We start from the raw sequence: 23,486 nt of genomic DNA, 5'->3' as shown, positions 1-23,486 counted from the left end.
TGCTTACTCCTTATTCCTACCGCAGTGCAAATTACGAACCCATCCTGGCAAAATCTAGGGTGGTCATATCTCCTGTATCTTTCAATATCTGAAATACGGCGCGCCGCTCCGACACAAACAACTTGATCAAGCTCACACGGCTTGCGTAGAGCTTTTCGTAGGCCGTCAATACATCCAACAGGGATCGATTGGCCGAAGCAAATTGGGCATCGAAGGCATCGGCGACGGATAAATTGGCCTGCACTTCTTCTCGTGCAATGCTTGCCTGCCGGTGAATCGCCGCCAAATTCAAATAATTGGTTTGTAGCCGTTCCCGGGTCTTGCGTATCGTGTCTTCATATTGCTCCCGTAACTGCACTTGTTGCTGCGCCTGAGCCTGACTGACCGCATATTCGCTACCACCATTGAATAGATTCATCCGCATCGTCAGCATGATGCGTGCATCGCGGGTACTTCCTGGGGTTCCGCTGGCATTGGTAGAACGATAGTCACCAAGCTGCAATTCGAACTTGGGTAATACCCCGGCCTGCGTGCTTTTGCGATCAAAGGAAGCTGCCTCCATTTGCTGCCGCAAAGCCGATAGCGAAGGACTGCTATTCAATACGCGTTCCATCGCTTGCTCCGGATTGGATGGCATCTCACGAAAACTCTCTTGTGTCACGACCACCTGTCCGGGCAGCAAGCCGGTCAAGCGAGCAAAGGTCATTTGCGCGTGAGACAACTGACTACGTGCATCCAATAAATCACGGTTAGCATTGAGTGACGCAGCACGAACCCGTTCGCGGTCCGCAACGGTGGCACCGCCACCTGCCGCACGTCGCGTCATGTAATTGAGCAGATTGCCGGTACGAGAGAACTGCTCCTTTGCCAGAACAACCAACAATTGATACTGCACCAGGTCGTAGTAAGCACTGGAGACATCAAAGGCCACATTCGCACGGGTCTGGGACAGTTTTGAGTGCTCCGCATCAGCCAAGCGATCATCCCGCTTCCACGCGGCTACAGCCTGTAAATCCACGACAGGCTGACGCAACACCATCGACTGGTCGGTCCGGGTGTGGTAGGGCAAAACCACCGGCGTCACATTCCCAGCGTCCCCGGACGCGGAGGAGTGTTCACGACCACGTGAATACTCCACATCCAGCTTAGGCCCCAACTTCCCAAGTGAACTTCTAGCGATCCAACGGTTAGCCTTAGCCAGTGCAGCTTGCGCCCCCACTTCAGGGCTTCCTTGATAAGTACTGTCAATCGCCTCAGCGAGCGTAATACTTGGGATCGGATCTACAGGTGCCGGAATGGCACCATCCTCCGGTGCTTCCAACGGCATGGTCACAGGAATATCCACCGTTCCACGTTCCAACAGTTCGCCCAGGATTAGCTGCGCAGGCGTGGTCGCTTGGACCAGATTCCCGCTCTCAGCCACCACCTTGGCTGCACTCTTCGCGACGACCTTCATATCCAGCCCCCAAACCGTAGGAACTTGTGTCGTTGCCACGATGACCAAGCCGATCCATACCACTCTAGCCAGACGCATCCAATGCCCCATCCCGCTTTCATTCTGATCGCCAACTTTTCTATTGGCTTTAGAAAAGCCTGTAAAATTTCCAAAAATCATCGCAGCTTCCCTTGGACAAAGTAGCTCAGCAAGAGATCATGGTTCTCGTCAATCCAGGCTGCGGTATCGCGCACCGTCGTCACAACATCGCGTTGTGGGATCCAACCGACATGCTCGGTCAGACAGGAATTGTCTGTAACGAAAAAGGGAATGTCGGCATCACGTGTGGTCGGATCGCATCCCATCTCGATCCGATTGCCAGTCACCTGCTCACACAACTGGGTTAACTCGAGTAGTGATACGTTGGCCGTTCTCCCGCCTCCCACGCAGTAAGTCAACCGACCGTTCCAGTTCGATTGACTCAACAGCAAATGGATAAGGTCACACAGGTCATCCACGTGCAATACATCCCGCACCTGCTTACCGCTCCCATTGAAACCGCAGTACGCCAGGGAATAGCCAAACACATGTGCTGCCACCCAAAGCGCAAGAAATCCCTGATCCACCTTACCCATTTGCCAAGGTCCGGCGATCACACCGCAGCGAAGAATTTGGCTGCGCACCCCGTACATCGCTGCATACTCCTGCACCAACAGCTCCGAGGCTAGTTTGGTAGCGCCGTACATAGAACGCGCGCCTTCCAGTGGAAAATGGTGGTCAATACCTTGCCAGCTCAGGCCACGCGCAGAAACATCCTGTGGCAATTCAAATCGGCTCTCCAGTTCATTGAGCGGCAATGCACGCAATGCAGCCACTGGATTGACACGGCTGGTCGACAACAGCAGAAATGCTGCATCACATCGCCGTGCCCATTCTAGGCAATGGACGGTACCGAGCAGATTGGTATCAATCAGATAACGAGGATCACCACCATAACCGTAGTGCACCGACGGCTCTGCGGAGGCGTCAACGATCAAATCGACCTTCCCAGTCGCTTCAATGTCCGCCATGACGCGTACATCACCATGCACATAAGCCACCCCAGCGCTACGTAGGCGTTGCACATTGAACAGGCCACCCTCGCGCCGGCCGTTGTCCAGCACAACCACCTTATGACCACTTTTAATCAGTGACAACGCCACTGATGAACCGACGAAACCTGCGCCGCCTGTGACAAGCACCTTCATCCTCTGCTCCTGTCACTGAAGATGCTGATCATCCGACGCAACTTGGATGCGCCATCGGACTCACGGATATAGGTAGGATCAATGGTCGCGCCATCGTAGTTACGAATCTCGCCGCCACTGGCCAGCGTGTGCAACGGCGTTCCCTCGATTTCAGCGCAGCCTGAATGCTGAACGCTGTCAAAGGGAATAGAGGCGATGTAGCGACGCGTGTCATCCATCTGCTCGCGCGTTTCCCCGGGCAGACCAAACGTGAAAGTCCCGTGCAGGGTCATCCCTGTCCGCTTAATTTCCATTGCAGCCTGGCGGGCCTTCTCCAAATCGAGGCGCTTGTTAACGATGTGATCCACCACATACTGGTTACCGCTCTCAAAGCCCAGTTTTACGCCAAAGCATCCGCTGTCCTTCATCTCACGCCACAGCTCCATTGACGAACTGTCCGCGCGACACATGGCAGACCAAGGCACCCCAATACGACGCATGACTTCACACATCTCGCGTACATGTTTATCGCCGAGATTGAAGGTATCGTCATCGAAATAAAGCGTCTTGAAACCATAGCGCGCCACCAGCTCACGCAGAAAATCTTCCATATAGTCTGCGCTGTAGTGGCGCACCACCCGCTTTCCACTACCATCTGGGTCATTGCCGGTCATCGTGGCTGGCCATACACAGAAAATGCATTTAAAGGGGCAACCGCGACTAGACCAGACGTGCCCCTGTGGCGGCACACAGCCAATCGGATTGCCATCCCAATAGCGATGGGCATGTAAGGCATCAAAATAGGGATGCGGTGAAGCATTCATCTCTGCCACAGTCAACAGATCATGGCCGATTAATCCCTGCTCGCCCTGCACTACCCGCACCGATCCTTTTTCATACTCTCCTTGAATCACTGCATGCAACGGTGCCTCATTGAAAAGCTGCTCGCCCAGCGACGAGATCGGACCACAGACAACAATGCGGGTGCCAGGATAACGATGTGCGATCGTCTGGATCAAAGAGCGATCATGGTTCCAGCTCGGCGTGGCCGACTCGATAAAAATATAGTCGTAGCGAGTGCTGTCTAGAAAACGAAGGTAAGCGTCATAGGACTCGCGCAGCGCGATACTGTCCCTGAAAGTCACGTCAGCGCTTGTCTTAGCCGCCAACCACGTGCTCGCATAGCCCATAAAAAATGGATACGGCAGATAGGAGCCGAACTCAAAGTGATCCGGCGCAAAGGGAACTGCCATCGTGAACGGCCAACGGGATCCTGCACGCACACCTGCGGCGTGATATAAACGGCCATCGGCAAACTGTGGAGCCTGGTCCGGCCACCACGGAGGATTGGTAAATAAAACTTTCATCGTTGCTCCCATTGAATCTGCTGTCGCTCTTCATCAAACCGTTCGTGCATGCCGAGCAGAGTGCGTACCAGATGACCGGGGCCATATTCTTGCGCCCACAGTTTGCTGGCACGCTTGGCCATCTCAGCCAGTTCATCCATACGGTCCACTGCCGCAATGACCGCATCCGCGATTGAGCTCGCCTCGAATTGACCGAAGGAGGTTGCACACGAAAAGCGTTCCAGCGTATGCGACAAGGTCGTACCGGCCGGCACGACCGCAGGTATCGCATTCGCTAAGGCCTCGATGGCAATAGCCGAATAAGAGGTCTGATAAACACCGGGGAAATAGGGGCAAAGCATGAGATCGGACCGTCCCAACAACGCATTCCAACGTGCGGGGGTGCCAGGTTGCTCATCCAACTCGATACGAGAATCCTGCAAGGCCATCTCGCGCATTCGCGCCTGCACTTGCGGCATTGCTTCTGGCACCGCGTTATGAACAAGGAACTTCACGCGCTGCGGTCTTGCATCAAGAACGCGCTGAATCACCTCGGGAACGAACTCGTAGCCTTTAGCGGGGCGCTGCTCCCCAAGAATTCCAATGGTCACCACCGGCAAACCGGTCCGACGGCGGCAATCCGTAGTTGCTTGACGGGGCGCAGAGGCATCATTGACATCCAGACCCAGTAAGGCGCTGTAGCTTTTTGCGACCCACTCATCGAATACCAAGAGATGCAGACGGCGAGGCGCTGCATCACGTAAAGCATCTGCCGCTATACGGTAGAACAACGGACGTATGTCGTGTCGAAGGTCTGGCAGCATCCAGTCCGGCGTCATGGGAGCAGACTGTTGCAGTCCGCTGTCGGACCCAAACTCAGCCACAATAGTGGGCATGAGCCTTACATCCATCGTCCCAATCCAAAGCGCCAAAGCCATCAGCTGAGCCGGTCTCACTGAATTGAAATAGACGAGATCCCCACGCTTGATAAATGGGCTCAGTGCACGCAGGTCCTCAAACGTATGGCGCCATCCCAGGCGAAAAGCATCCAGCCTCCCCCAAACTGTCTCATTAGCAACTTCGTTATAGGTATGCCAGCGAAAATAGGGCGTGGCATTGAGCTCATCTTTCAGGCTCGCCTCCATGCCGACATGGCCATACACCTCCACGGTCATTCCACGCTTTTTGATCTGCTCGATGATCAAACGGCAAGAATTAGCATGGTGACCAATCTCCGTGGCTAACCCGGAGTCTAAGTAGAAAAAGGTCATCCCCGTTTCTCCAGGCGCTGCTGCATCATGTCGATGTTCTCAGCCATAATGTCTTCCAGCGTGTAGCGTCGATTCCACTCAGGGAAATGGACACTGAAGCGCCGTGTGTCGCTAATCCACCAGATATGATCACCACTCCGGTGTTGCGCGTCATAACGCACCGTCATCGGCTTACCCGTCAATTTCTCGCAGAGATTGATGGCTTCAATGACTGAGCAATTCGATTGACGCCCTCCTCCCATGTTGTACACCTCTCCACTACGAGGAGCTTGGAAGAAATGCCAAAATGCGCTAACCAGGTCGTTGGCATGAATGTTGTCGCGCACCTGCTTACCCTCATAGCCGAAAATCGTGTAAGGCGTACCCTGGACCGCGCAGCGGCAAAGGTAAGAAAGGAAGCCATGTAGTTGTGCGCCGGTATGTGCCGGCCCCGTCAGGCATCCGCCCCGAAAACACGCCGTTTTCATTTCAAAATAGCGACCATATTCCTGCACTAGCAGATCGGCCGAACATTTTGATACCCCGAAGAGACTGTGCCGACTGGTATCGATACTCATCGACTCGTCAATGCCGTGCACGTACCAAGGGTGGTCTGCGGTCAGCTCCCAGCGCGTTTCCTGTTCCTCTAAAGGCAAGACATTGGGCGTGTCTCCGTAGACCTTGTTGGTGCTGCAGAAGATGAAAACGGCATCACGGCAGTAGTTCCGTGTCATCTCCAGCAAGTTCAGCGTACCCGTGGCGTTGACGGAGAAATCTGTGAAGGGATCGCCAGCAGCCCAGTCGTGTGAAGGTTGGGCTGCCGTGTGCACTACAAGTGAAATTGTCTTGCCGTAACGACGAAACACATCACGCAGCCCCTCGGCATTACGAATATCGAGAGAGTGATGAACATAGCTTTGAACGTCCTTTTGCAGCGCCGCCAAGTTGTCACGAATGGACGCCTGCGGGCCGAAGAAAGCAGCCCGCATGTCGTTATCGATTCCTACCACTTGAAAGCCCTTTTCGCTCAAAACACGGACCGTCTCTGACCCAATCAGACCGGCAGAACCAGTCACAATAGCAACGCTCATTTCGCCCTCCTTACCCGTTGACCGCACGCCCAATACGCAGCAGCTCACTCTCAAAATATTCAATGGTCTTAACCAACCCCGATTCCAGATCAATCTGGGGCGACCAGTTCAGCAACTTCTTGGCCACCGTTATATCTGGTCTGCGCTGGCGTGGATCGTCCTCTGGAAGTCGTTGATGGATAATCTGGCTGCGTGATCCGGTCATCGCGATAATCTTCTCCGCCAACATCTGCATTGGAATTTCCTCGGGGTTGCCTAGATTGATCGGCCCACTCATCACATCCGATGTCTGCAAGAATTTGACGATGGCATCGATCAGATCACTGACGAAGCAGAAACTACGTGTCTGCATTCCATCCCCGTAGACAGTGATCGGCTCCCCCAGTAAAGCTTGGACGATAAAATTGCTAATGACACGTCCGTCATCAATGCGCATCCGTGGTCCGTAAGTATTAAAGATGCGCGCGACCTTGATGGGAACGCGATACTGGCGGTGATAATCGAAGAACAGCGTCTCCGCACAGCGCTTGCCTTCGTCATAACAACTACGAACCCCGATCGGGTTGACGTTCCCCCAATACCACTCCGGCTGCGGCGTAATTTCAGGATCACCATAGACTTCACTTGTACTCGCCTGGAAGACCTTCGCGTTGATGCGCTTGGCCAGCTTCAACATGTTGGCCGCACCCTCCAGATTAGTCTTCAGCGTCTGAACTGGATCACTTTGATAATGGACTGGAGATGCCGGCGAGGCCAAATTGCAAATTAGGTCAACGTCCACGTCCAGAGGTAATGTAACGTCATAGGGAATGAGTTCAAAACGTTCATGACTCAACAGGTGCTCGACATTACGCTCACTCCCTGTATAAAAATTATCCAGACACAACACCGTATTACCTGCCGCCAGCAGTGCTTCGCACAGATGCGAACCAAGAAATCCTGCGCCACCCGTCACTAGAACTCGCTTATCCATTTCGGCGCCTCATCAATTTTTGAAAAACAGATCCCTAATCCTCCTCGTTACCGAGGAGGGTTTTACTGTGTCTTCAGTTATGTTTGACTATTGACGAACGCCAGAGCCGACGACGCGCAACAGCTTCTTACGATCAGGATTTTGGTGATCCGTGTCAGTGACTGAATCCTCGATCAAGGATGTTTTCTTTAATCCAACATCTGCCCCCTTTGAGACGCCTTCATCAACGACAACGATGGGATTCGTGACCTGCGTGCTCCACCACTTGCGCCCTCCTACGCTTACTGTTCCCAAGCCAGGGTTGACGTTGTAGTTGCCAACGCTGGTTCCACCTTCAGCATTTCCGCTGTTTGGCAGCGTGGGCGGCGGCAGGATCTGCGCTACCGCGGTCATTTGGCTGCCTTGGGCCAACGTGAAGTTCGTGGTATCCAACAGCAGTGTGTTGAGATTAACGTTTTGATTTCCCACCGCAGGACTAGCGAACGTCCCATTGACGGTATAGCCTGAAAATGGCATCACGGACGCCAATGCGCCATTAGCAGCACTGGCATCGCCCATCAGTACCGTCCCCGTACCCTGGCTGCTCAGAACAGCATTAGTTGTGCTGTCATAGATTTTATTGCTCGCGGTGACACCGGAGACAGTCACACTGGCCTTAGCGATGGTGGCACTGGTCGTGTTCTGGCTTGCTGATGCCAAGGTGTAGTTAGTCGTATCACCCAACACTGTGTTCAGATTCACCGTCTGCGTACCCGCAGAACCATTGGCAAATGCTCCCGTGACGGTGTAGTTGCTGTAGGCCGATGCCGCCGCCAGGCTACCATTGGCGGCCGACGCATTACCCAACTGCACAGTACCACTGCCATTGCTGCTCAAGCTGGCATTGGTCGTGGTGTCGTAGACCTTGTTGTTGGCCGTCACTCCGCTCACCGTCACATTAGCCTTAGCAATGTTCGCCGTGGTCGTGTTCTGCGCACTCACCAACGAGAAGTTCGTCGTGTCGGTCAACGCCGTATTCAGATTCACTGTCTGATTACCCGCCGCAGTATTAGCAAACACACCGGTTACGGTCGTCACATTCATGGACGTGTTATTGACCGTACTACCATTGGCCGCACTCGAATTACCCAACGCCACCGTCACCAACTTACCGCTCACGCTGGCATTGGTCGTCGTGTCATACACCTTGTCCGACACCGTGACATTACTAACAGTGACATTTGCCTTGGCAATGTTCGCAGTGGTATTGATCTGCGTCCCACCCGATAAGCTATAGTTGGTCGTATCAGCCAACGCCACGGTCAGATTCACCGACTTGTTCGACCCGGCACTTGCCGTCACAAATCCGCCTGTGACATTAACGTTCGTGAAGTTAGAGGCACTAGCCAGGCTACCATCGGCTGCCGACGAATTACCCAGCTGCACCGTCGCCGATCCAGCTCCCAACGCCGCATTGGTCGTGCCATCGTAGACTTTATCCGACACAGAAATGACACCCATCGTCACATTGGCCTTGGCGATGTTGGCCGTGGTCGTGTTCTGCGCACTGACCAGGGTGTAGTTCGTCGTGTCGCTCAGCGTCGCATTCAGATTCACGGTCTGGTTACCGGCCGATGCATTGGCAAAGGTCCCGGTCACGGTCGTCACATTCATGGTCGTGTTATTGACCGTGCTGCCATTGGCCGCACTCGAATTGCCCAAAGCCACCGTGACCGTCTTCCCACTGATGCTGGCATTGGTCGTCGTGTCGTACACCTTGTTATTGGCCGTCACATTACTGACCGTGACATTAGCCCGGGCGATGTTCGCCGTGGTCGTGTTCGGCGCGCTGATCAAGGTGTAGTTGGTGGTGTCGTTCACCACCGTATTCAGATTCACCGTCTGCGTACCTGCAGATCCATTGGCAAATGCTCCCGTGACGGTGTAGTTGCTGTAGGCCGATGCCGCCGCCAGGCTACCATTGGCGGCCGACGCATTACCCAACTGCACCGTGCCACTGCCATTGCTGCTCAAGCTGGCATTGGTCGTCGTGTCGTACACCTTGTTGTTGGCAGTCACCCCGCTCACCGTCACATTAGCCTTGGCAATGTTCGCCGTGGTCGTGTTCTGCGCACTCACCAACGAGAAGTTCGTCGTGTCGGTCAACGCCGTATTCAGATTCACGGTCTGGTTACCGGCCGATGCATTGGCAAAGGTCCCGGTCACGGTCGTCACGTTCATGCTGGTGTTGTTGACCGTGCTGCCATTGGCTGCACTCGAATTACCCAACGCCACCGTCACCAGCTTACCGCTCACGCTGGCATTGGTCGTCGTGTCATACACCTTGTCCGACACCGTGACATTACTAACAGTGACATTTGCCTTGGCAATGTTCGCAGTGGTATTGATCTGCGTCCCACCCGATAAGCTATAGTTGGTCGTATCAGCCAACGCCACGGTCAGATTCACCGACTTGTTCGACCCGGCACTTGCCGTCACAAATCCGCCTGTGACATTAACGTTCGTGAAGTTAGAGGCACTAGCCAGGCTACCATCGGCTGCCGACGAATTACCCAGCTGCACCGTCGCCGATCCAGCTCCCAACGCCGCATTGGTCGTGCCATCGTAGACTTTATCCGACACAGAAATGACACCCATCGTCACATTGGCCTTGGCGATGTTGGCCGTGGTCGTGTTCTGCGCACTGACCAGGGTGTAGTTCGTCGTGTCGCTCAGCGTCGCATTCAGATTCACGGTCTGGTTACCGGCCGATGCATTGGCAAAGGTCCCGGTCACGGTCGTCACATTCATGGTCGTGTTATTGACCGTGCTGCCATTGGCCGCACTCGAATTGCCCAAAGCCACCGTGACCGTCTTCCCACTGATGCTGGCATTGGTCGTCGTGTCGTACACCTTGTTATTGGCCGTCACATTACTGACCGTGACATTAGCCCGGGCGATGTTCGCCGTGGTCGTGTTCGGCGCGCTGATCAAGGTGTAGTTGGTGGTGTCGTTCACCACCGTATTCAGATTCACCGTCTGCGTACCTGCAGATCCATTGGCAAATGCTCCCGTGACGGTGTAGTTGCTGTAGGCCGATGCCGCCGCCAGGCTACCATTGGCGGCCGACGCATTACCCAACTGCACCGTGCCACTGCCATTGCTGCTCAAGCTGGCATTAGTCGTGGTGTCGTAGACCTTGTTGTTGGCAGTCACCCCGCTCACCGTCACATTAGCCTTGGCAATGTTCGCCGTGGTCGTGTTCTGCGCACTCACCAACGAGAAGTTCGTCGTGTCGGTCAACGCCGTATTCAGATTGACCGTCTGATTACCCGCCGCAGCATTGGCAAACACAGCGGTTACGGTCGTCACATTCATGGACGTGTTATTGACCGTACTGCCATTGGCTACACTCGAATTACCCAATGCCACCGTGACCGTCTTGCCATTGATGTTGGCATTCGTGGTCGTGTCATACACCTTGTCTGACACAGTGACATTACTCACAGTGACATTCGCCTTGGCAATGTTCGCAGTGGTATTGATCTGCGTCCCACCCGATAAGCTATAGTTGGTCGTATCAGCCAACGCCACGGTCAGATTCACCGACTTGTTCGACCCGGCACTTGCCGTCACAAATCCGCCTGTGACATTGACGTTCGTGAAGTTCGACGCACTAGCCAGGCTACCATCGGCTGCCGACGAATTACCCAGCTGCACCGTCGCCGATCCAGCTCCCAACGCCGCATTGGTCGTGCCATCGTAGACTTTATCCGACACAGAAATGACACCCATCGTCACATTGGCCTTGGCGATGTTGGCCGTGGTCGTGTTCTGCGCACTGACCAGGGTGTAGTTCGTCGTGTCGCTCAGCGTCGCATTCAGATTCACAGTCTGGTTACCGGCCGATGCATTGGCAAAGGTCCCGGTCACGGTCGTCACATTCATGGTCGTGTTATTGACCGTGCTGCCATTGGCCGCACTCGAATTGCCCAAAGCCACCGTGACCGTCTTCCCACTGATGCTGGCATTGGTCGTCGTGTCGTACACCTTGTTATTGGCCGTCACATTACTGACCGTGACATTAGCCTTGGTAATAGCCGCAGTGGTGGTATTTTGGCTACCAGATGCAATGCTGTAGTTGGTTGTATCGGTCAGAACCGTATTCAGGTTCACCGTCTGATTACCTGCCGAGGCATTAGCAAACGCACCGGTGACCGTCGCAGCGTTGATGCTGGTGTTGTTGACTGTGCTACCGTTGGCGGCAGCCGAATCACCCAAGGCCACCGTCACCACCTTGCTGGTCACATTGGCATTAGCGGTGCTGTCATACACCTTGCTCGATACCGTCACGTTGCTCACCGTCACATTGGCCTTGGCAATCGATGCCGCAGTCGTATTCTGGCTACTCGATGCAATACTATAGTTGGTCGTGTCACTCAATACTGTATTCAGGTTTACTGTCTGGTTACCCGCCGAGGCATTGGCAAAGTTTGCAGTGACCGTATAGTTGCTGAAACTCGTTGACGCAGCCAAGCTGCCATTGGCCGCCGATATATTGCCCAGCGAAACAGTCGCGGTGCCGACATTGCTCACGCTGGCATTGGTGGTCATGTCGTAGACCTTGTTGCTAGCCGTCACACCCGACACGGTGACATTCGCCTTAGCGATATTTGCGGTCAAGGATGAAGACAAATTCGTATTCGTCACATAGCCCGCGACGGTAACACCAGCTGCCCCGCTGACAACAGCAACGTTCGAAGCACTGACCGTCACCGCCTTGTTAGTTCCGGCAGCAGCATCCGAAAAAACACCGAAAATACCATTGGAGACGCTGTCACCATCAATAGCACCACTTACAGTACCGGTAACTCTCGCAACGTTAGTCGTATCGTAGACCTTGCTCAACACTGTAGCGTTGGAGATACTTAACGTAGGAGTAACGCGATAGAACAAATTCAACGCACTGTTTGCATTGACCGTCGCAGATCCACTCGTGAAGTTGGTGGCATAGATTTTATTCTGACTGGTCGTACCATTGGCAACCAAACTGGCCAAGCTACTGCTATTGGCGTTGCCTGAGTAGATGGTCACCGTCTTGCCCGTACCTACTGCAACGCTTTGCGCCGCGCCCTTGATCACATCCCCGCCCGTCACATTACCATTGGCCACGGAGATATTAGCCACCGCGCTGAGCGTTCCCGCAGCCAATGTCACGTTGCCGCCGGTTGTGGAGATGTTGCCGTTCAGGGTCAGGTTTCCGTTCGGCGTTCTGGCCAGTACATCTGCCACCGCCGTTACCGCGCCCAGCAACATGCCGGCACCCACCGTTGAGGTCCCGCTGATATTCACACTCGAATTCGAGGTAAAGGCCGACGACAAGCCCGTGCCGTTGACCGACATGCCCGCCACGCTCACCGAGCCGTTGGCGGAGGTGCTGACATTGACTGTCCCACCCGAAAATCCAGTGCCGTTAGTAGAAATGCCAGTTGCGACGATCGAACCGTTATTCCAGGCACCAAGTGAACCACTGCCGCGCAGGAAACCTGTGCCGTCCACCGAACTCCCGTTCAGCAGCCACGCGCCCGATCCTTTGTTGACAATGTTGACTTCGTTCGAGAAGTCGATGCCCGCGCCCGTCGTGGAGGTACCCGAAAGGTTGAACGTACTGTTCGCCGTCACATTAACGCCATACCAGCTGTTGTTCCAACTCCCCCAGTACACCCCGGTACCGGAAGTGCTGGTACCACCAAGCGTCACCTTTCCGGTCACGGAATATTGAAAGCCCACATAACTGCCCGGGCCATAGCCCAGCGTCGTACCGTTGCCGCTGACCGAAACACCGGTGATAGTTAGCGTACCGTTGCCGCTATTGCTGAGCAACTGAGGATCATCATTGCCACGTCCCAGCGACGTGCCAGTGCCATTGGTTGATCTACCGGCAATAGTCAGATTGCCCGGTCCGCCATTGGCGATCAGATGGGCCGTCAGCACAACACCCGTGCTATTGGTCGACGTGCCGTTCAGGATCACATTGGCATTGGCCGAAGTGACGATCCCGCCTTCATAACCGTTATAGTAGGAATTCCAGTTTAATCCGGTGCCATTGATCGACTGGCCGTTGAAGCGGGCATTGCCCGACACGGTGAACCCATGTCCGCCAGCGCCAAATTGCAAGCCAGTGACGTTCGTGGCCATGCCATTGACCGTCATCGCACCGCCACCGGTCGTGCCAAGCGACATCCACCCGTTGAAGTTGCCACCGATCCAGGTCCCGGCATACCCCCCACTGGCCGCGTTCGACGTACCCGCGATGGTCAGATTTCCCGTACCCGTATTCACCGCATTCATCGTGTTGAAAACAAAACCGGAGGCATTGGCCGACACGCCTGTCATTGTCAACGTGGCGTTAGACGTGACGTTGATTCCGCCGTTGTATCCGTTAGTGTAGGAGCCCCAGCTCAGCCCCGTTCCGTTCGCTGACACTCCGCTGGCGGCCATATTTCCTGCCACAGTGAATGAATGTCCACTAGCGCTATCGCCAAATTGCAGGCCAGTGACGTTGGTGGCTGTGCCATTAACAGTCATCGTTCCGCCACCGGTCGCACCTAAGGTCATCCCTCCGTTGAAGCTACCACCGATCCAGGTCCCGGCATACCCCCCACTGGCCGCGTTCGACGTACCCGCGATGGTCAGGTTTCCCGTACCCGTATTCACGGCATTCACCGTGTTGAAAGCAAAACCGGAGGCATTGGACGACACGCCTGTCATTGTCAACGTGGCGTTAGACGTGACGTTGATTCCGCCGTTGTATCCGTTACTGTAGGAGCCCCAGCTCAGCCCCGTTCCGTTCGCTGACACTCCGCTGGCGGCCATATTTCCTGCCACAGTGAATGAATGTCCACTAGCGCTATCGCCAAATTGCAGGCCAGTGACGTTGGTGGCTGTGCCATTAACAGTCATCGTTCCGCCACCGGTCGCACCTAAGGTCATCCCTCCGTTGAAGCTACCACCGATCCAGGTCCCGGCATACCCCCCACTGGCCGCGTTCGACGTACCCGCGATGGTCAGGTTTCCCGTACCCGTATTCACGGCATTCACCGTGTTGAAAGCAAAACCGGAGGCATTGGACGACACGCCTGTCATTGTCAACGTGGCGTTAGACGTGACGTTGATTCCGCCGTTGTATCCGTTACTGTAGGAGCCCCAGCTCAGCCCCGTTCCGTTCGCTGACACTCCGCTGGCGGCCATATTTCCTGCCACAGTGAATGAATGTCCACTAGCGCTATCGCCAAATTGCAGGCCAGTGACGTTGGTGGCTGTGCCATTAACAGTCATCGTTCCGCCACCGGTCGCACCTAAGGTCATCCCTCCGTTGAAGCTACCACCGATCCAGGTCCCGGCATACCCCCCACTGGCCGCGTTCGACGTACCCGCGATGGTCAGGTTTCCCGTACCCGTATTCACGGCATTCACCGTGTTGAAAGCAAAACCGGAGGCATTGGACGACACGCCTGTCATTGTCAACGTGGCGTTAGACGTGACGTTGATTCCGCCGTTGTATCCGTTACTGTAGGAGCCCCAGCTCAGCCCCGTTCCGTTCGCTGACACTCCGCTGGCGGCCATATTTCCTGCCACAGTGAATGAATGTCCACTAGCGCTATCGCCAAATTGCAGGCCAGTGACGTTGGTGGCTGTGCCATTAACAGTCATCGTTCCGCCACCGGTCGCACCTAAGGTCATCCCTCCGTTGAAGCTACCACCGATCCAGGTCCCGGCATACCCCCCACTGGCCGCGTTCGACGTACCCGCGATGGTCAGGTTTCCCGTACCCGTATTCACGGCATTCACCGTGTTGAAAGCAAAACCGGAGGCATTGGACGACACGCCTGTCATTGTCAACGTGGCGTTAGACGTGACGTTGATTCCGCCGTTGTATCCGTTACTGTAGGAGCCCCAGCTCAGCCCCGTTCCGTTCGCTGACACTCCGTTGACGGCGACATTGCCATTCACCGTAAACGAATGCCCGCCCCCCGTGTCGCCGAACAGCACACCGGTGCCGTTGCCCGTCGCGATTCCGTTCAACACCATCGCACCTGCACCCGTGACGCCCAACGTCTGACCGTCGTTAAAGACGCCAAAATACAGGCCCTGGCCTGACTGGGTATTACCCTGAATCGTGACATTACCCGCTCCGGTCGATGTCGGGCCACTCCTGCTACCGAAGTAAATCCCAGCGCCGCTCGTAGACGTGCCGGTAACGTTCAGTGTCGTACCGTTCGCCGCGTTAAAACCCGACGGGTAGCTATTGCCGTTGTTGATGAACTGAAGACCGGAACCGGACGTGCTGACGCCGTTGAACGAGACGTTGCCGTTCGTATCGAAGCGGCTGTTACCCCAGTTGACCCCAAGCAGGATGCCAGTGCCGCTCGTCGATGTGCCGTTAATTGTCAGCGCGCCCGTGCCAGTCTGGATAAGCGTCACGACACCGTTACCAGCTGCGGAATACAGCCCCGTGCCATTGCTCGCAATGCCTTGGACTGTGAGAGTGCCGTTCACGGTGGTTGAGTATATGTTCACGCCGGTGCCGTTCATCACCGTACCCGTCACCGTGCCAGTGCCCGCGCCTAGATTAAACGTCACCCCGCTCATCGTCACACCGGCGCTAGTGGCATTCACGCTACCGCCACTGATGCTCAAATTACCGCCATTAGTATTAAATACATTATTTGTCAGCGATACCGCACCCTCTCCTCCCGATTGCGCCGCGGCCATCGTGATACCGAGCGCGTTCATCGTGGATGTGATACCGACCCCACTATTAAGCGCGATAGTCTGATTAGCTACCAGCGTCAGATTTGCATTACCACCGCTGGTCTTGGCAATGTTGGCCGCCACCGTGATGTTTCCGCCCGCCGCGCCGGAAGAATTCGTCGTGATGATGACGTTCGCGCCATTGTTGAGCGCAGTCTCGATCGATGCATTGTTCACCACCGAGCTGCTACCCGAGCCCGACCAGACATTGCTACTGTTCGTCGCCGTGCTGCTGCCTGTGTTGATAGTGATGTCCGTTGGATCAATCAACCATTGACCTGCCTTGCCCGCGCTCTTGCCGTGGACCTGCCCCTGCATGCTGAGCTGCTTGCCCGAGGTCTCCACAAAGCCGCCATCGCCCTGGCCACTTCCGATATAAATCTGCGCACCACTGCCAATCACCGTCTGATTCGCAAAGCCGATATTTGCAGCGCTCGTTGCCTTGTGCAAGCTGTCACCACCGATGACGACTGCACCGCCACTCGCTACGCCACTGGCATCAATACTTGCATTGCCATACACCGCAACGCGATCTCCTCCCAATACAACAGTGCCGCCCTTCTGACCAGCACCTTGTCCGGACACGTTGATCGCGCCATTGCTCAAGGTATCACCGCCCTGGCCCAGCAATACCACTGTCCCGCCGGAGGTCGTGCCATAACCTTGAGCGCGAATCACGCCTTCGTTGTTCACCACCGTGCTCAACAATGTATTCTTACCCGACGCCGTCAGATACACCTTGCCGCCATCGGCCAGGATGAGCCCCTTGTTATCGACTAAGGCTTGGATCGCGGCAGCGTCCACATTCACACTCAACAATGCACCATTGTCCAGCTGCAGACTCACCTTGTCGCCGGCGGTCAGTGCAACATAACCGCCCTTGGCTTCAATCGTGCCGGTGTTGGTCACCTGTTGCCCCGTCAGCACCACAAAGCCACCGTCGGCTGCTTTGATGTTGCCCTGGTTCACAATAGACGCACCACTTTGCCCGCTCAAGGCGATGCTGCCATTGGCGATCGTCACATTAGTCGCCGTCGAGGCCAGCAATGCGCCTACGTTGACCTGTGACGTAGCCCCAAAGACGATGCCGTTGGGGTTGATCAAATACACCCGACCATTGGCATTGAGGTTGCCGTAGATCTGTGTGGCTTCGTTGCCAATCACACGGTTGACCGCTACCGCCTGGCTGCCAGGTTGCACGAAGTTGACCGTATTGCCGGCACCGATATTGAAACTGTTCCAGTTCAGCCCCAGCATTTGCGAGGACTGCTGAATCGTCATCGTCTGGCCACTGGTCGAGACCGAGCCGACACCATGGGTAACCGCAGCGCCCGTAGGCAACGGAGAGGCGGCCCAGCTTGGCAACATGGTATTCAGGGAGAAAGCCGCCATCATCGCCATCGACAGGCGGCGCAACACCACCGGACGGCGCTCATTGCCTTCAACGCTCCCGATTACGCCACCAGATCCCTTACCTCGGCTATTAGTGGTCTCTGCCACGGCCACCATCATGCCCAGGCGCTTGGAAAATACCAGACGATAGATTTTATTCATGCTGTTTTTCAATACGGTCTTTTTTCTTTACACACTCAAGGGAGTGCCAATTCGGCTTGTGCCGAACTGGTGCTGTTGACCTTGTTCACCAATTCGATGAACTTGCCCCCCATGATCTCGGGATGCCCCTGAAATATCTTTTGGACCCGTCCTGGACCTGTCAGCGTGTTCGCCAAATCGACGCGAAGGGCGTGTTCATTGGCCAGACGCACCGCAGCGCGCACATAGGCCTCGGTGCTGTCTGTGACCAGCCAGTCGGGGAAACCCAGCCGCCCAAACAGTCCTTCATCGATGTGCTCATGCACCTCGCGGCCGGTCTTGCATACACCGACCAAGCCGGCAGTCACGGTATCGATGATTCCGTTGGTATTACCGAACGGGAAGGGATTGATGAACATGTCGCAACCGATGATGATCCGCATGTATTCGTCGTAGTTTTGATGGGGGTAGACCGTTGCTGCATTGCCCAGGTAACGCGCCACCAAACGTTTGACGGCGGGATAGATGAGCCCTTGTGCCTGACCGATCAACATGCGGAAATGCACTGGCGTTCCCGATTTGCGCACGATCTGGGCGCATGCCTCAAGGAACCCAGGGTTGAGCTTCATGGTGGTAGCGCAGACGACGATCTGAACAGTTTCAGGGGACAGCCTCGGTACGTGCACAGGCAATTCAGCTGGTAATGCGCCAGAGGCACGATATGGCATCCCGTCTGCGGGCAAGGTCAGTAATTTTTCGCTGAAGCACGCTGGGTCACCCACGTAATCTTCCTCGACCACCACATAATCGATGGCGTGTGCATGTGTCGTGGCGGGATGACCCAACGCCATCATCTGCAAGGGCGCTACTCGCAGATTGGCGAGCCACATGGTCAATGGGAACATGCCCACGCTTGGCATGTAGAGCACCTGAGCCTGGTTCTTACGCGCTTGCTGCTGAATGGCGCGTAATTGGTCGATGATCGAGTGATCCTGATGCAGTGCCACAAATTCATCAAACACCTGCTTGGTCACCTCATCGACGCAGCCTTCATAGGCCATGCCGACGACATAGAAATGTCGCCTTGCCGCTTCGATGGTGCGCGAATGGGTGCGATAGATCGAGTGAGCTTTACTGAACCATTCCAGGACGACCAGCAACACCGGCTTGCTGCCGTCGTCTGTCTGCGGCGAGACTGCCGTGGAGAAGTCACCATCGAGCAAGGCGTGAGCCGACAACTTGCGACGGATAAGGGTATTGATCGCGGCCTTGACCTGATGCTTGTCAGCACGATCGGCATAGCTACAATGCATGTAGACGTCGTGCATGACGCCCGTTGGCAATAGCTCAAGATCAGCGATCTGGGGCAGGCGCTGGGTCAACCAGGGCAAAATCGCCTCCCGCTTGCCATGTGCTGCTGGACTGCCGAGAAAGCGGGGAGAAAGCAGCAACATGGCCAGCGAAGCTGCCAACACCGGGTTGTGCTCCCACAGTGCGTCCAGATTGAGCGGTACTTCCGAGTCCGCCGAATAGAGGAAGCAGAACTTGAGCATGTCTTCTGGAGCCACGCTGACGTTCTGCAGATTGTCACTTTCATCGTTGCGGTTGAGCGCACGCATGATGTGATCGGTATTGTGGAACGGGGTGGCCGCGAACAGTGCGGACAGCCAGCGGTGCAAGGTCAAGATTTTGAGCTGCCACTCGGGACTGAAAAACAGCGTCTTATCGGCCAACAGGCTTGAGGCTGCGGCTGCGGCCCGGGTCCAGACGTGCGTGTGCACGTCCTCTTGGGTCACACTACCCAGCGGCTGTGCCTTGAACTGCTGCCCCAGGCCACCATAGTGTGCATCCAGATGCGACAGCAGTGCCACCAGTTCACGCGTGGCCATTTCGATGTCGCGACCATAAGCAAACGCCTCAAATTTTTCGAGTGAAAACTCCATGATTCCTCCTACCCCGTCTTTATCGTCAGAAAGCCGCGTTGGCCAAAATGCCTACACGCGAATTGGCGCCGTCGCTACGGGAAGCTCCGGTTCCCGCCTGGGTAGCCCAGAACACGCGCAAACCGAGTTGGTTGTTGTCACTGATTTCCAGCTGCACCCCTGTACCAGCGCGCACCTCGGTATTGGAAACAAGATTATTCAGGGGATAGCGGCTGTTCTTAACCCAGCCACGGTCATAGAACACGGCCACGCGCGTGGACAAGGTCCGAGAGAAGACATTCAGCGGCGTGAACGCGTAGCGCAATTCGACCGTACCCAGCGCTCCCTCGTCGCCAGAGGCCTCTCCTGAGGCATAAGCACGTACGCCGTATGGGCCGCCCAGGCTAAATTTGAAATACGGGTCGAGGTTCTTGTCTCCGGCCATGCCACTCAATGCACCAAAGAGCGACCATTGCCCGCCCAGGCCTTGTTCACGCGAGCCGCGCAACGTCAGGCGATTGAATGCGCCAGCGGTATGCAGGCCGTTTGAGTCGATGAGTTGTGGCACCGCATCGTTGATGCGAACAGAGCCATACTCCCAGCGGGCACCCCACAGGTTGATGGCGGGCCTACCCAACCAACTGTCCTCAAGGCGACCAGACACATCGGCGATACTTTCCCAATAGGTGCGCGGGTTACTGAAGGCCAGGTTATCGTCTCGAAGTTGGCCACCTTTTACCGACAAGGTCAGGTCAGTGCGGGCGTTCGCTTTGAGCAGCAAGGGATAGCGTGCATAGAACGCCAGCGAACGCGAGACGCCGCTTTGCTGCAATGAGGAGAAGGCGTCACCTAGGGAGTATTGTGTCTGGGCGACGTTAGCTCCCAACCGCCAACCCTCAGCACCGACTGGGGTGCTGTAATCCGCCTGGAAGAATTTGAAGCTACTAGGCTTGTTGGACAAACCAGCCAGCAGATCGAGAGTATCTCCCTGCTTGAGCAAGGAGTTGGCAACGATGTGGCCCTGCGCATGCCAACGACCGGTGCTGGCACCGCCAGAATTGTCCACCGACACCTCACCCATGACGCGACGCTCAGGTTGCGCATTGAGCGTGAGTCGGGTGTAACCAGATTCGCTGCCGGCTGATAGGCTCCCGAAGACCTTCATCGCAGTATTTTCACGTGCCAGCAGGACGATGCGGTCGATCAAAGTATCGGTGGCGATACTACCGAGACACTGGTCACCTGGTGCCGCGGTGACCGACTTCGGACAGACCACGGCATGGTAGATTTTCTGAATCGCCTCTTCAGCGTCCTTGTTTTCGGTCACCACTGTCACTGCAGGCTCCAACTTGCCCTCAATGATGCGGATCTGGACAATGCCATCCTTCACCTCTTGAGCAGGAATCACCGCTTGGGCCACTAGATAGCCATGGTCCCGGTAAAGACCGGTAATAGCCAGCGCCATTGCCTGCAACTGTGAAAACCGATACTCACCTGCTTTGGCTTGTGCTACTTCCAGTAACTGTTTTTCGCCGAAAACGGTTTGCCCGACAACACGAAATCCCGCGATAGGAAGGATGGTTGTATCGGCCTTGTCGAAATTCTCCTGATCCGAGATCGCCGGTACCGTCACGACAGGACCACTGGAGATTCCACCGACTTGGCGAGGGTTTACGCCACGCTGCAGCTCATCCACGGATGCGCCTCCCATGGAAGGCGCAACGGTCTGCGCCATCGCGCAGGGAGCGAGCAAGGCGCTCATCATCAGAGCGAGAGTCAGACGGTTTGGCTTACTCAATTTCTTGGAGTTGATGTGCATGGAATTCCTATTCAATCTCATGTTTTTTACTTATTACTTGTCGAGCTGTTTGCTTCTGATTCTTTCGAGCGATCATCTTCGAAACGTCTCGCTCGCCTATCGGGTAAAGTCCTCGGATTGCCATATAAAAGTTCGTGCTTCCGATATGCCTTTTCCACGTCCCTTGGAGTGAACTCGAATAGCCACATCTTTTCGGCAATATCTTTGAGAACGGACTCAGCTTCCCTTGCGCGCGCCTGTGTCAGCTCTTTATCCAAGCTTTCTCGCTCAGCCAATAGTTCAAAATACGTTTTCATCTTTTGGGTAATTTGCATATCGACCTGCCCCAAGATCACTCATTCCAGAGACCAGTGGCGAGAAGTCGACCTTGGTGAAAGCCGATCGCATAGATCTTTCGGAGCGATATCGCGTAGGCACGTCGATGTTCACGACGCATATCCAAAAAACGCCGAGCAGTGACGGTTCTGAATCCTTGAGCGATGGCAGACGGCTTTGTATAGAAGCCTGTACTCAGCCCGGCGTCATAGGCTTCAACAACATCCTCATACTCCGGACCATCTGCGAACTGCTGCACCATCAAACGGACGCCATCACGCAGGAGCTCCAATCTCTCCTCAGAAAAAACCTCCGCGCGATTTTTTCCATGCGGGTGAATGACACTGTCGGGCACTAATACTCCCTGCATGACGCTGTCCATCGCACCCCACACATTCAACAATTCAATGCCAGCCATGTTCATTCCTCTTCCATTCATGGATTTCTTTTTTGCTAGCCGAAAGCGATCTGCCCTGCAGCTCGATGGAAATATCGCCCTTGAGCCCACCTTCCACCCGATCTCGCCACCGTCAGTCGATCATGATCAGTCTCAACGCCTTCAACGATGACCAAGGAGCATTGCCGATGCGCGGCACTCAGCACCTCCTCGAGAAGCCCTTCCTGACCAGCCTCTCTTGTTCTGCGCAAGATGCCTCGATCAATTTTGATGACATCCGGGACCTGCACCTCGCGCGCAGCCTCCTTGGCGAAGCCAGCACCAAAGTCATCAATAGCTACTTGGCATCCCAAACGTTGGAGGTATTGACTGAAGCGCCGCCCGGTACCGGCTTTCAGCTTTGCCGTTTCAGTGATTTCCACGACCAAGCGACGCGCAATGTCAGGGCGCGACATCAAATCGGCAAATGTCGAACGCCACCAAACGTCGTTAATGGCACTCTGCGCAGAGATATTCACGCCCAGTCGAATGTCCGGGTGCTGCTCCAGCGTCTTGAAAACGCTGCGCACCACATATCGATCAAGACATCGCATCAGTCCCAGGCGCTCAAGCGCAGGAATAAATTCACCAGGAAGAAGTCGCTCGCCCGTGGCGCTGAGCAAGCGCACCAGCGATTCAAAGTACAAACTCGAAGAGGACTCGAAAACACAGCAAACAGGCTCAAAATCAAGCATCACCCGATCCTCTTTGAGCGCGGCGTATACCGATTCAGCGATGCGCACGTCGGACTCATCATGACTAGGCGGCCACAAGTACTCAGTTGACTCCAACTGTGAGCTCAGCGCGCCGTCACCGCCCCATGCGACGCTGATATTCCACTCTGCGCCACCACCAAAAAGCGACTGCAGATCGCAAGAAATCTCCTTCGCCAGTGCCTGGCGATGCATGTCGTCCTGCTGAATGAATTCACCCCGCTGCCCCATATCCCAGCACACGCCGAGACGCCCGGGACTCAGCACACCGACGAGCCCACCCTTGGTGCCACATATGTTGGCCACCCGCAGTAGTACCTGCGCCTGGATTTCGTCAATAGCCTCAGCCCCCTTACTGGCCAACAACTGCTCGTAGTTCTCGATACACACGAGCAATAGCGATCCCATCCCCATAACTACCCCTTCAGCGATATTTCCGTTGAGCAAAAAACTCTCGTACAATAGGGGTCCTTTGTGTGATGCTATTCATGCAAGTCAAAGGGGCGCATCCAGAGGGGCTTTCAGCCCGATGAAAAATCAATTTTCCTCTCCGACAAAAAGGACCCTTTTTGTCAACGAAGCTGGCATACCGAATTCGCAAAATTGTCACATTTCCATGCGGCAATTTTTATCG

General features: G+C 55.3%; 12 protein-coding genes. All 12 read right to left on the bottom strand.

Features of this window, described 5'->3' with window-relative positions; translation table 11 throughout:
• Positions 1 to 31: 31 nt before the first annotated feature.
• Positions 32 to 1,615 carry a TolC family protein gene (locus tag RC54_RS05905; RefSeq protein ID WP_082803219.1) on the bottom strand — a complete coding sequence of 528 codons (1,584 nt, stop codon included), beginning with the start codon at positions 1,613 to 1,615 and terminating at the stop codon, positions 32 to 34.
• Complete coding sequence (locus RC54_RS05900) at positions 1,612 to 2,682, bottom strand: NAD-dependent epimerase/dehydratase family protein (RefSeq protein ID WP_061790652.1); 1,071 nt, start codon at positions 2,680 to 2,682, stop codon at positions 1,612 to 1,614. Before RC54_RS05900 ends, RC54_RS05905 begins: the two co-directional genes overlap by 4 nt.
• Positions 2,679 to 4,028, bottom strand: a complete 1,350-nt coding sequence (locus tag RC54_RS05895; protein WP_061790657.1) for a B12-binding domain-containing radical SAM protein — start codon at positions 4,026 to 4,028, stop codon at positions 2,679 to 2,681. The genes RC54_RS05900 and RC54_RS05895 overlap by 4 nt, the downstream gene beginning before the upstream one ends.
• The gene (locus tag RC54_RS05890) at positions 4,025 to 5,278 is read right to left on the bottom strand and encodes a glycosyltransferase family protein (RefSeq protein WP_061790653.1); all 1,254 of its coding nucleotides are present in this window, start codon (positions 5,276 to 5,278) and stop codon (positions 4,025 to 4,027) included. Before RC54_RS05890 ends, RC54_RS05895 begins: the two co-directional genes overlap by 4 nt.
• Complete coding sequence (locus RC54_RS05885; RefSeq protein ID WP_061790654.1) at positions 5,275 to 6,348, bottom strand: NAD-dependent epimerase/dehydratase family protein; 1,074 nt, start codon at positions 6,346 to 6,348, stop codon at positions 5,275 to 5,277. The genes RC54_RS05890 and RC54_RS05885 overlap by 4 nt, the downstream gene beginning before the upstream one ends.
• Before the next feature lie 10 nt (positions 6,349 to 6,358).
• Positions 6,359 to 7,321, bottom strand: a complete 963-nt coding sequence (locus RC54_RS05880) for a UDP-glucuronic acid decarboxylase family protein (RefSeq protein ID WP_061790655.1) — start codon at positions 7,319 to 7,321, stop codon at positions 6,359 to 6,361.
• Between the two features lie 87 nt (positions 7,322 to 7,408).
• Complete coding sequence (locus tag RC54_RS05875; protein WP_123020413.1) at positions 7,409 to 17,668, bottom strand: YDG domain-containing protein; 10,260 nt, start codon at positions 17,666 to 17,668, stop codon at positions 7,409 to 7,411.
• 35 nt (positions 17,669 to 17,703) lie between these two features.
• Positions 17,704 to 19,590 carry a hypothetical protein gene (locus RC54_RS05870; protein ID WP_061790701.1) on the bottom strand — a complete coding sequence of 629 codons (1,887 nt, stop codon included), beginning with the start codon at positions 19,588 to 19,590 and terminating at the stop codon, positions 17,704 to 17,706.
• Positions 19,591 to 19,615: 25 nt separating this feature from the next.
• Positions 19,616 to 21,388 carry a ShlB/FhaC/HecB family hemolysin secretion/activation protein gene (locus RC54_RS05865; RefSeq protein WP_061790702.1) on the bottom strand — a complete coding sequence of 591 codons (1,773 nt, stop codon included), beginning with the start codon at positions 21,386 to 21,388 and terminating at the stop codon, positions 19,616 to 19,618.
• 26 nt (positions 21,389 to 21,414) lie between these two features.
• Positions 21,415 to 21,702, bottom strand: coding sequence for a hypothetical protein (locus tag RC54_RS05860; protein WP_164471191.1), 288 nt, complete (start codon positions 21,700 to 21,702; stop codon positions 21,415 to 21,417).
• A gap of 17 nt (positions 21,703 to 21,719) precedes the next feature.
• Entirely contained in the window at positions 21,720 to 22,127 is a 408-nt protein-coding gene (locus RC54_RS05855; RefSeq protein WP_061790704.1) for a hypothetical protein, read from the bottom strand.
• A gap of 29 nt (positions 22,128 to 22,156) precedes the next feature.
• Positions 22,157 to 23,314, bottom strand: coding sequence for an EAL domain-containing protein (locus RC54_RS05850; protein ID WP_061790705.1), 1,158 nt, complete (start codon positions 23,312 to 23,314; stop codon positions 22,157 to 22,159).
• Positions 23,315 to 23,486 lie beyond the last annotated feature (172 nt).

The organism is Herbaspirillum rubrisubalbicans (genome assembly GCF_003719195.1).
In the GTDB taxonomy this organism is placed as follows: Bacteria; Pseudomonadota; Gammaproteobacteria; order Burkholderiales; family Burkholderiaceae_D; genus Herbaspirillum; species Herbaspirillum rubrisubalbicans.
The sequence above is the reverse complement of the archived record's forward strand: the minus strand, read 5'-3'. Positions and strand labels throughout refer to the sequence as shown.

What these genes read in the sequence shown, in the direction of transcription:
- RC54_RS05860 (WP_164471191.1), bottom strand. Translation starts at nt 21,702, where the DNA reads ATGCAAATTACCCAAAAGATGAAAACGTATTTTGAACTATTGGCTGAG.
- RC54_RS05855 (WP_061790704.1), bottom strand. Translation starts at nt 22,127, where the DNA reads ATGAACATGGCTGGCATTGAATTGTTGAATGTGTGGGGTGCGATGGAC.
- RC54_RS05885 (WP_061790654.1), bottom strand. Translation starts at nt 6,348, where the DNA reads ATGAGCGTTGCTATTGTGACTGGTTCTGCCGGTCTGATTGGGTCAGAG.
- RC54_RS05880 (WP_061790655.1), bottom strand. Translation starts at nt 7,321, where the DNA reads ATGGATAAGCGAGTTCTAGTGACGGGTGGCGCAGGATTTCTTGGTTCG.
- RC54_RS05905 (WP_082803219.1), bottom strand. Translation starts at nt 1,615, where the DNA reads ATGATTTTTGGAAATTTTACAGGCTTTTCTAAAGCCAATAGAAAAGTT.
- RC54_RS05900 (WP_061790652.1), bottom strand. Translation starts at nt 2,682, where the DNA reads ATGAAGGTGCTTGTCACAGGCGGCGCAGGTTTCGTCGGTTCATCAGTG.
- RC54_RS05865 (WP_061790702.1), bottom strand. Translation starts at nt 21,388, where the DNA reads ATGCACATCAACTCCAAGAAATTGAGTAAGCCAAACCGTCTGACTCTC.
- RC54_RS05890 (WP_061790653.1), bottom strand. Translation starts at nt 5,278, where the DNA reads ATGACCTTTTTCTACTTAGACTCCGGGTTAGCCACGGAGATTGGTCAC.
- RC54_RS05895 (WP_061790657.1), bottom strand. Translation starts at nt 4,028, where the DNA reads ATGAAAGTTTTATTTACCAATCCTCCGTGGTGGCCGGACCAGGCTCCA.
- RC54_RS05870 (WP_061790701.1), bottom strand. Translation starts at nt 19,590, where the DNA reads ATGGAGTTTTCACTCGAAAAATTTGAGGCGTTTGCTTATGGTCGCGAC.
- RC54_RS05875 (WP_123020413.1), bottom strand. Translation starts at nt 17,668, where the DNA reads ATGAATAAAATCTATCGTCTGGTATTTTCCAAGCGCCTGGGCATGATG.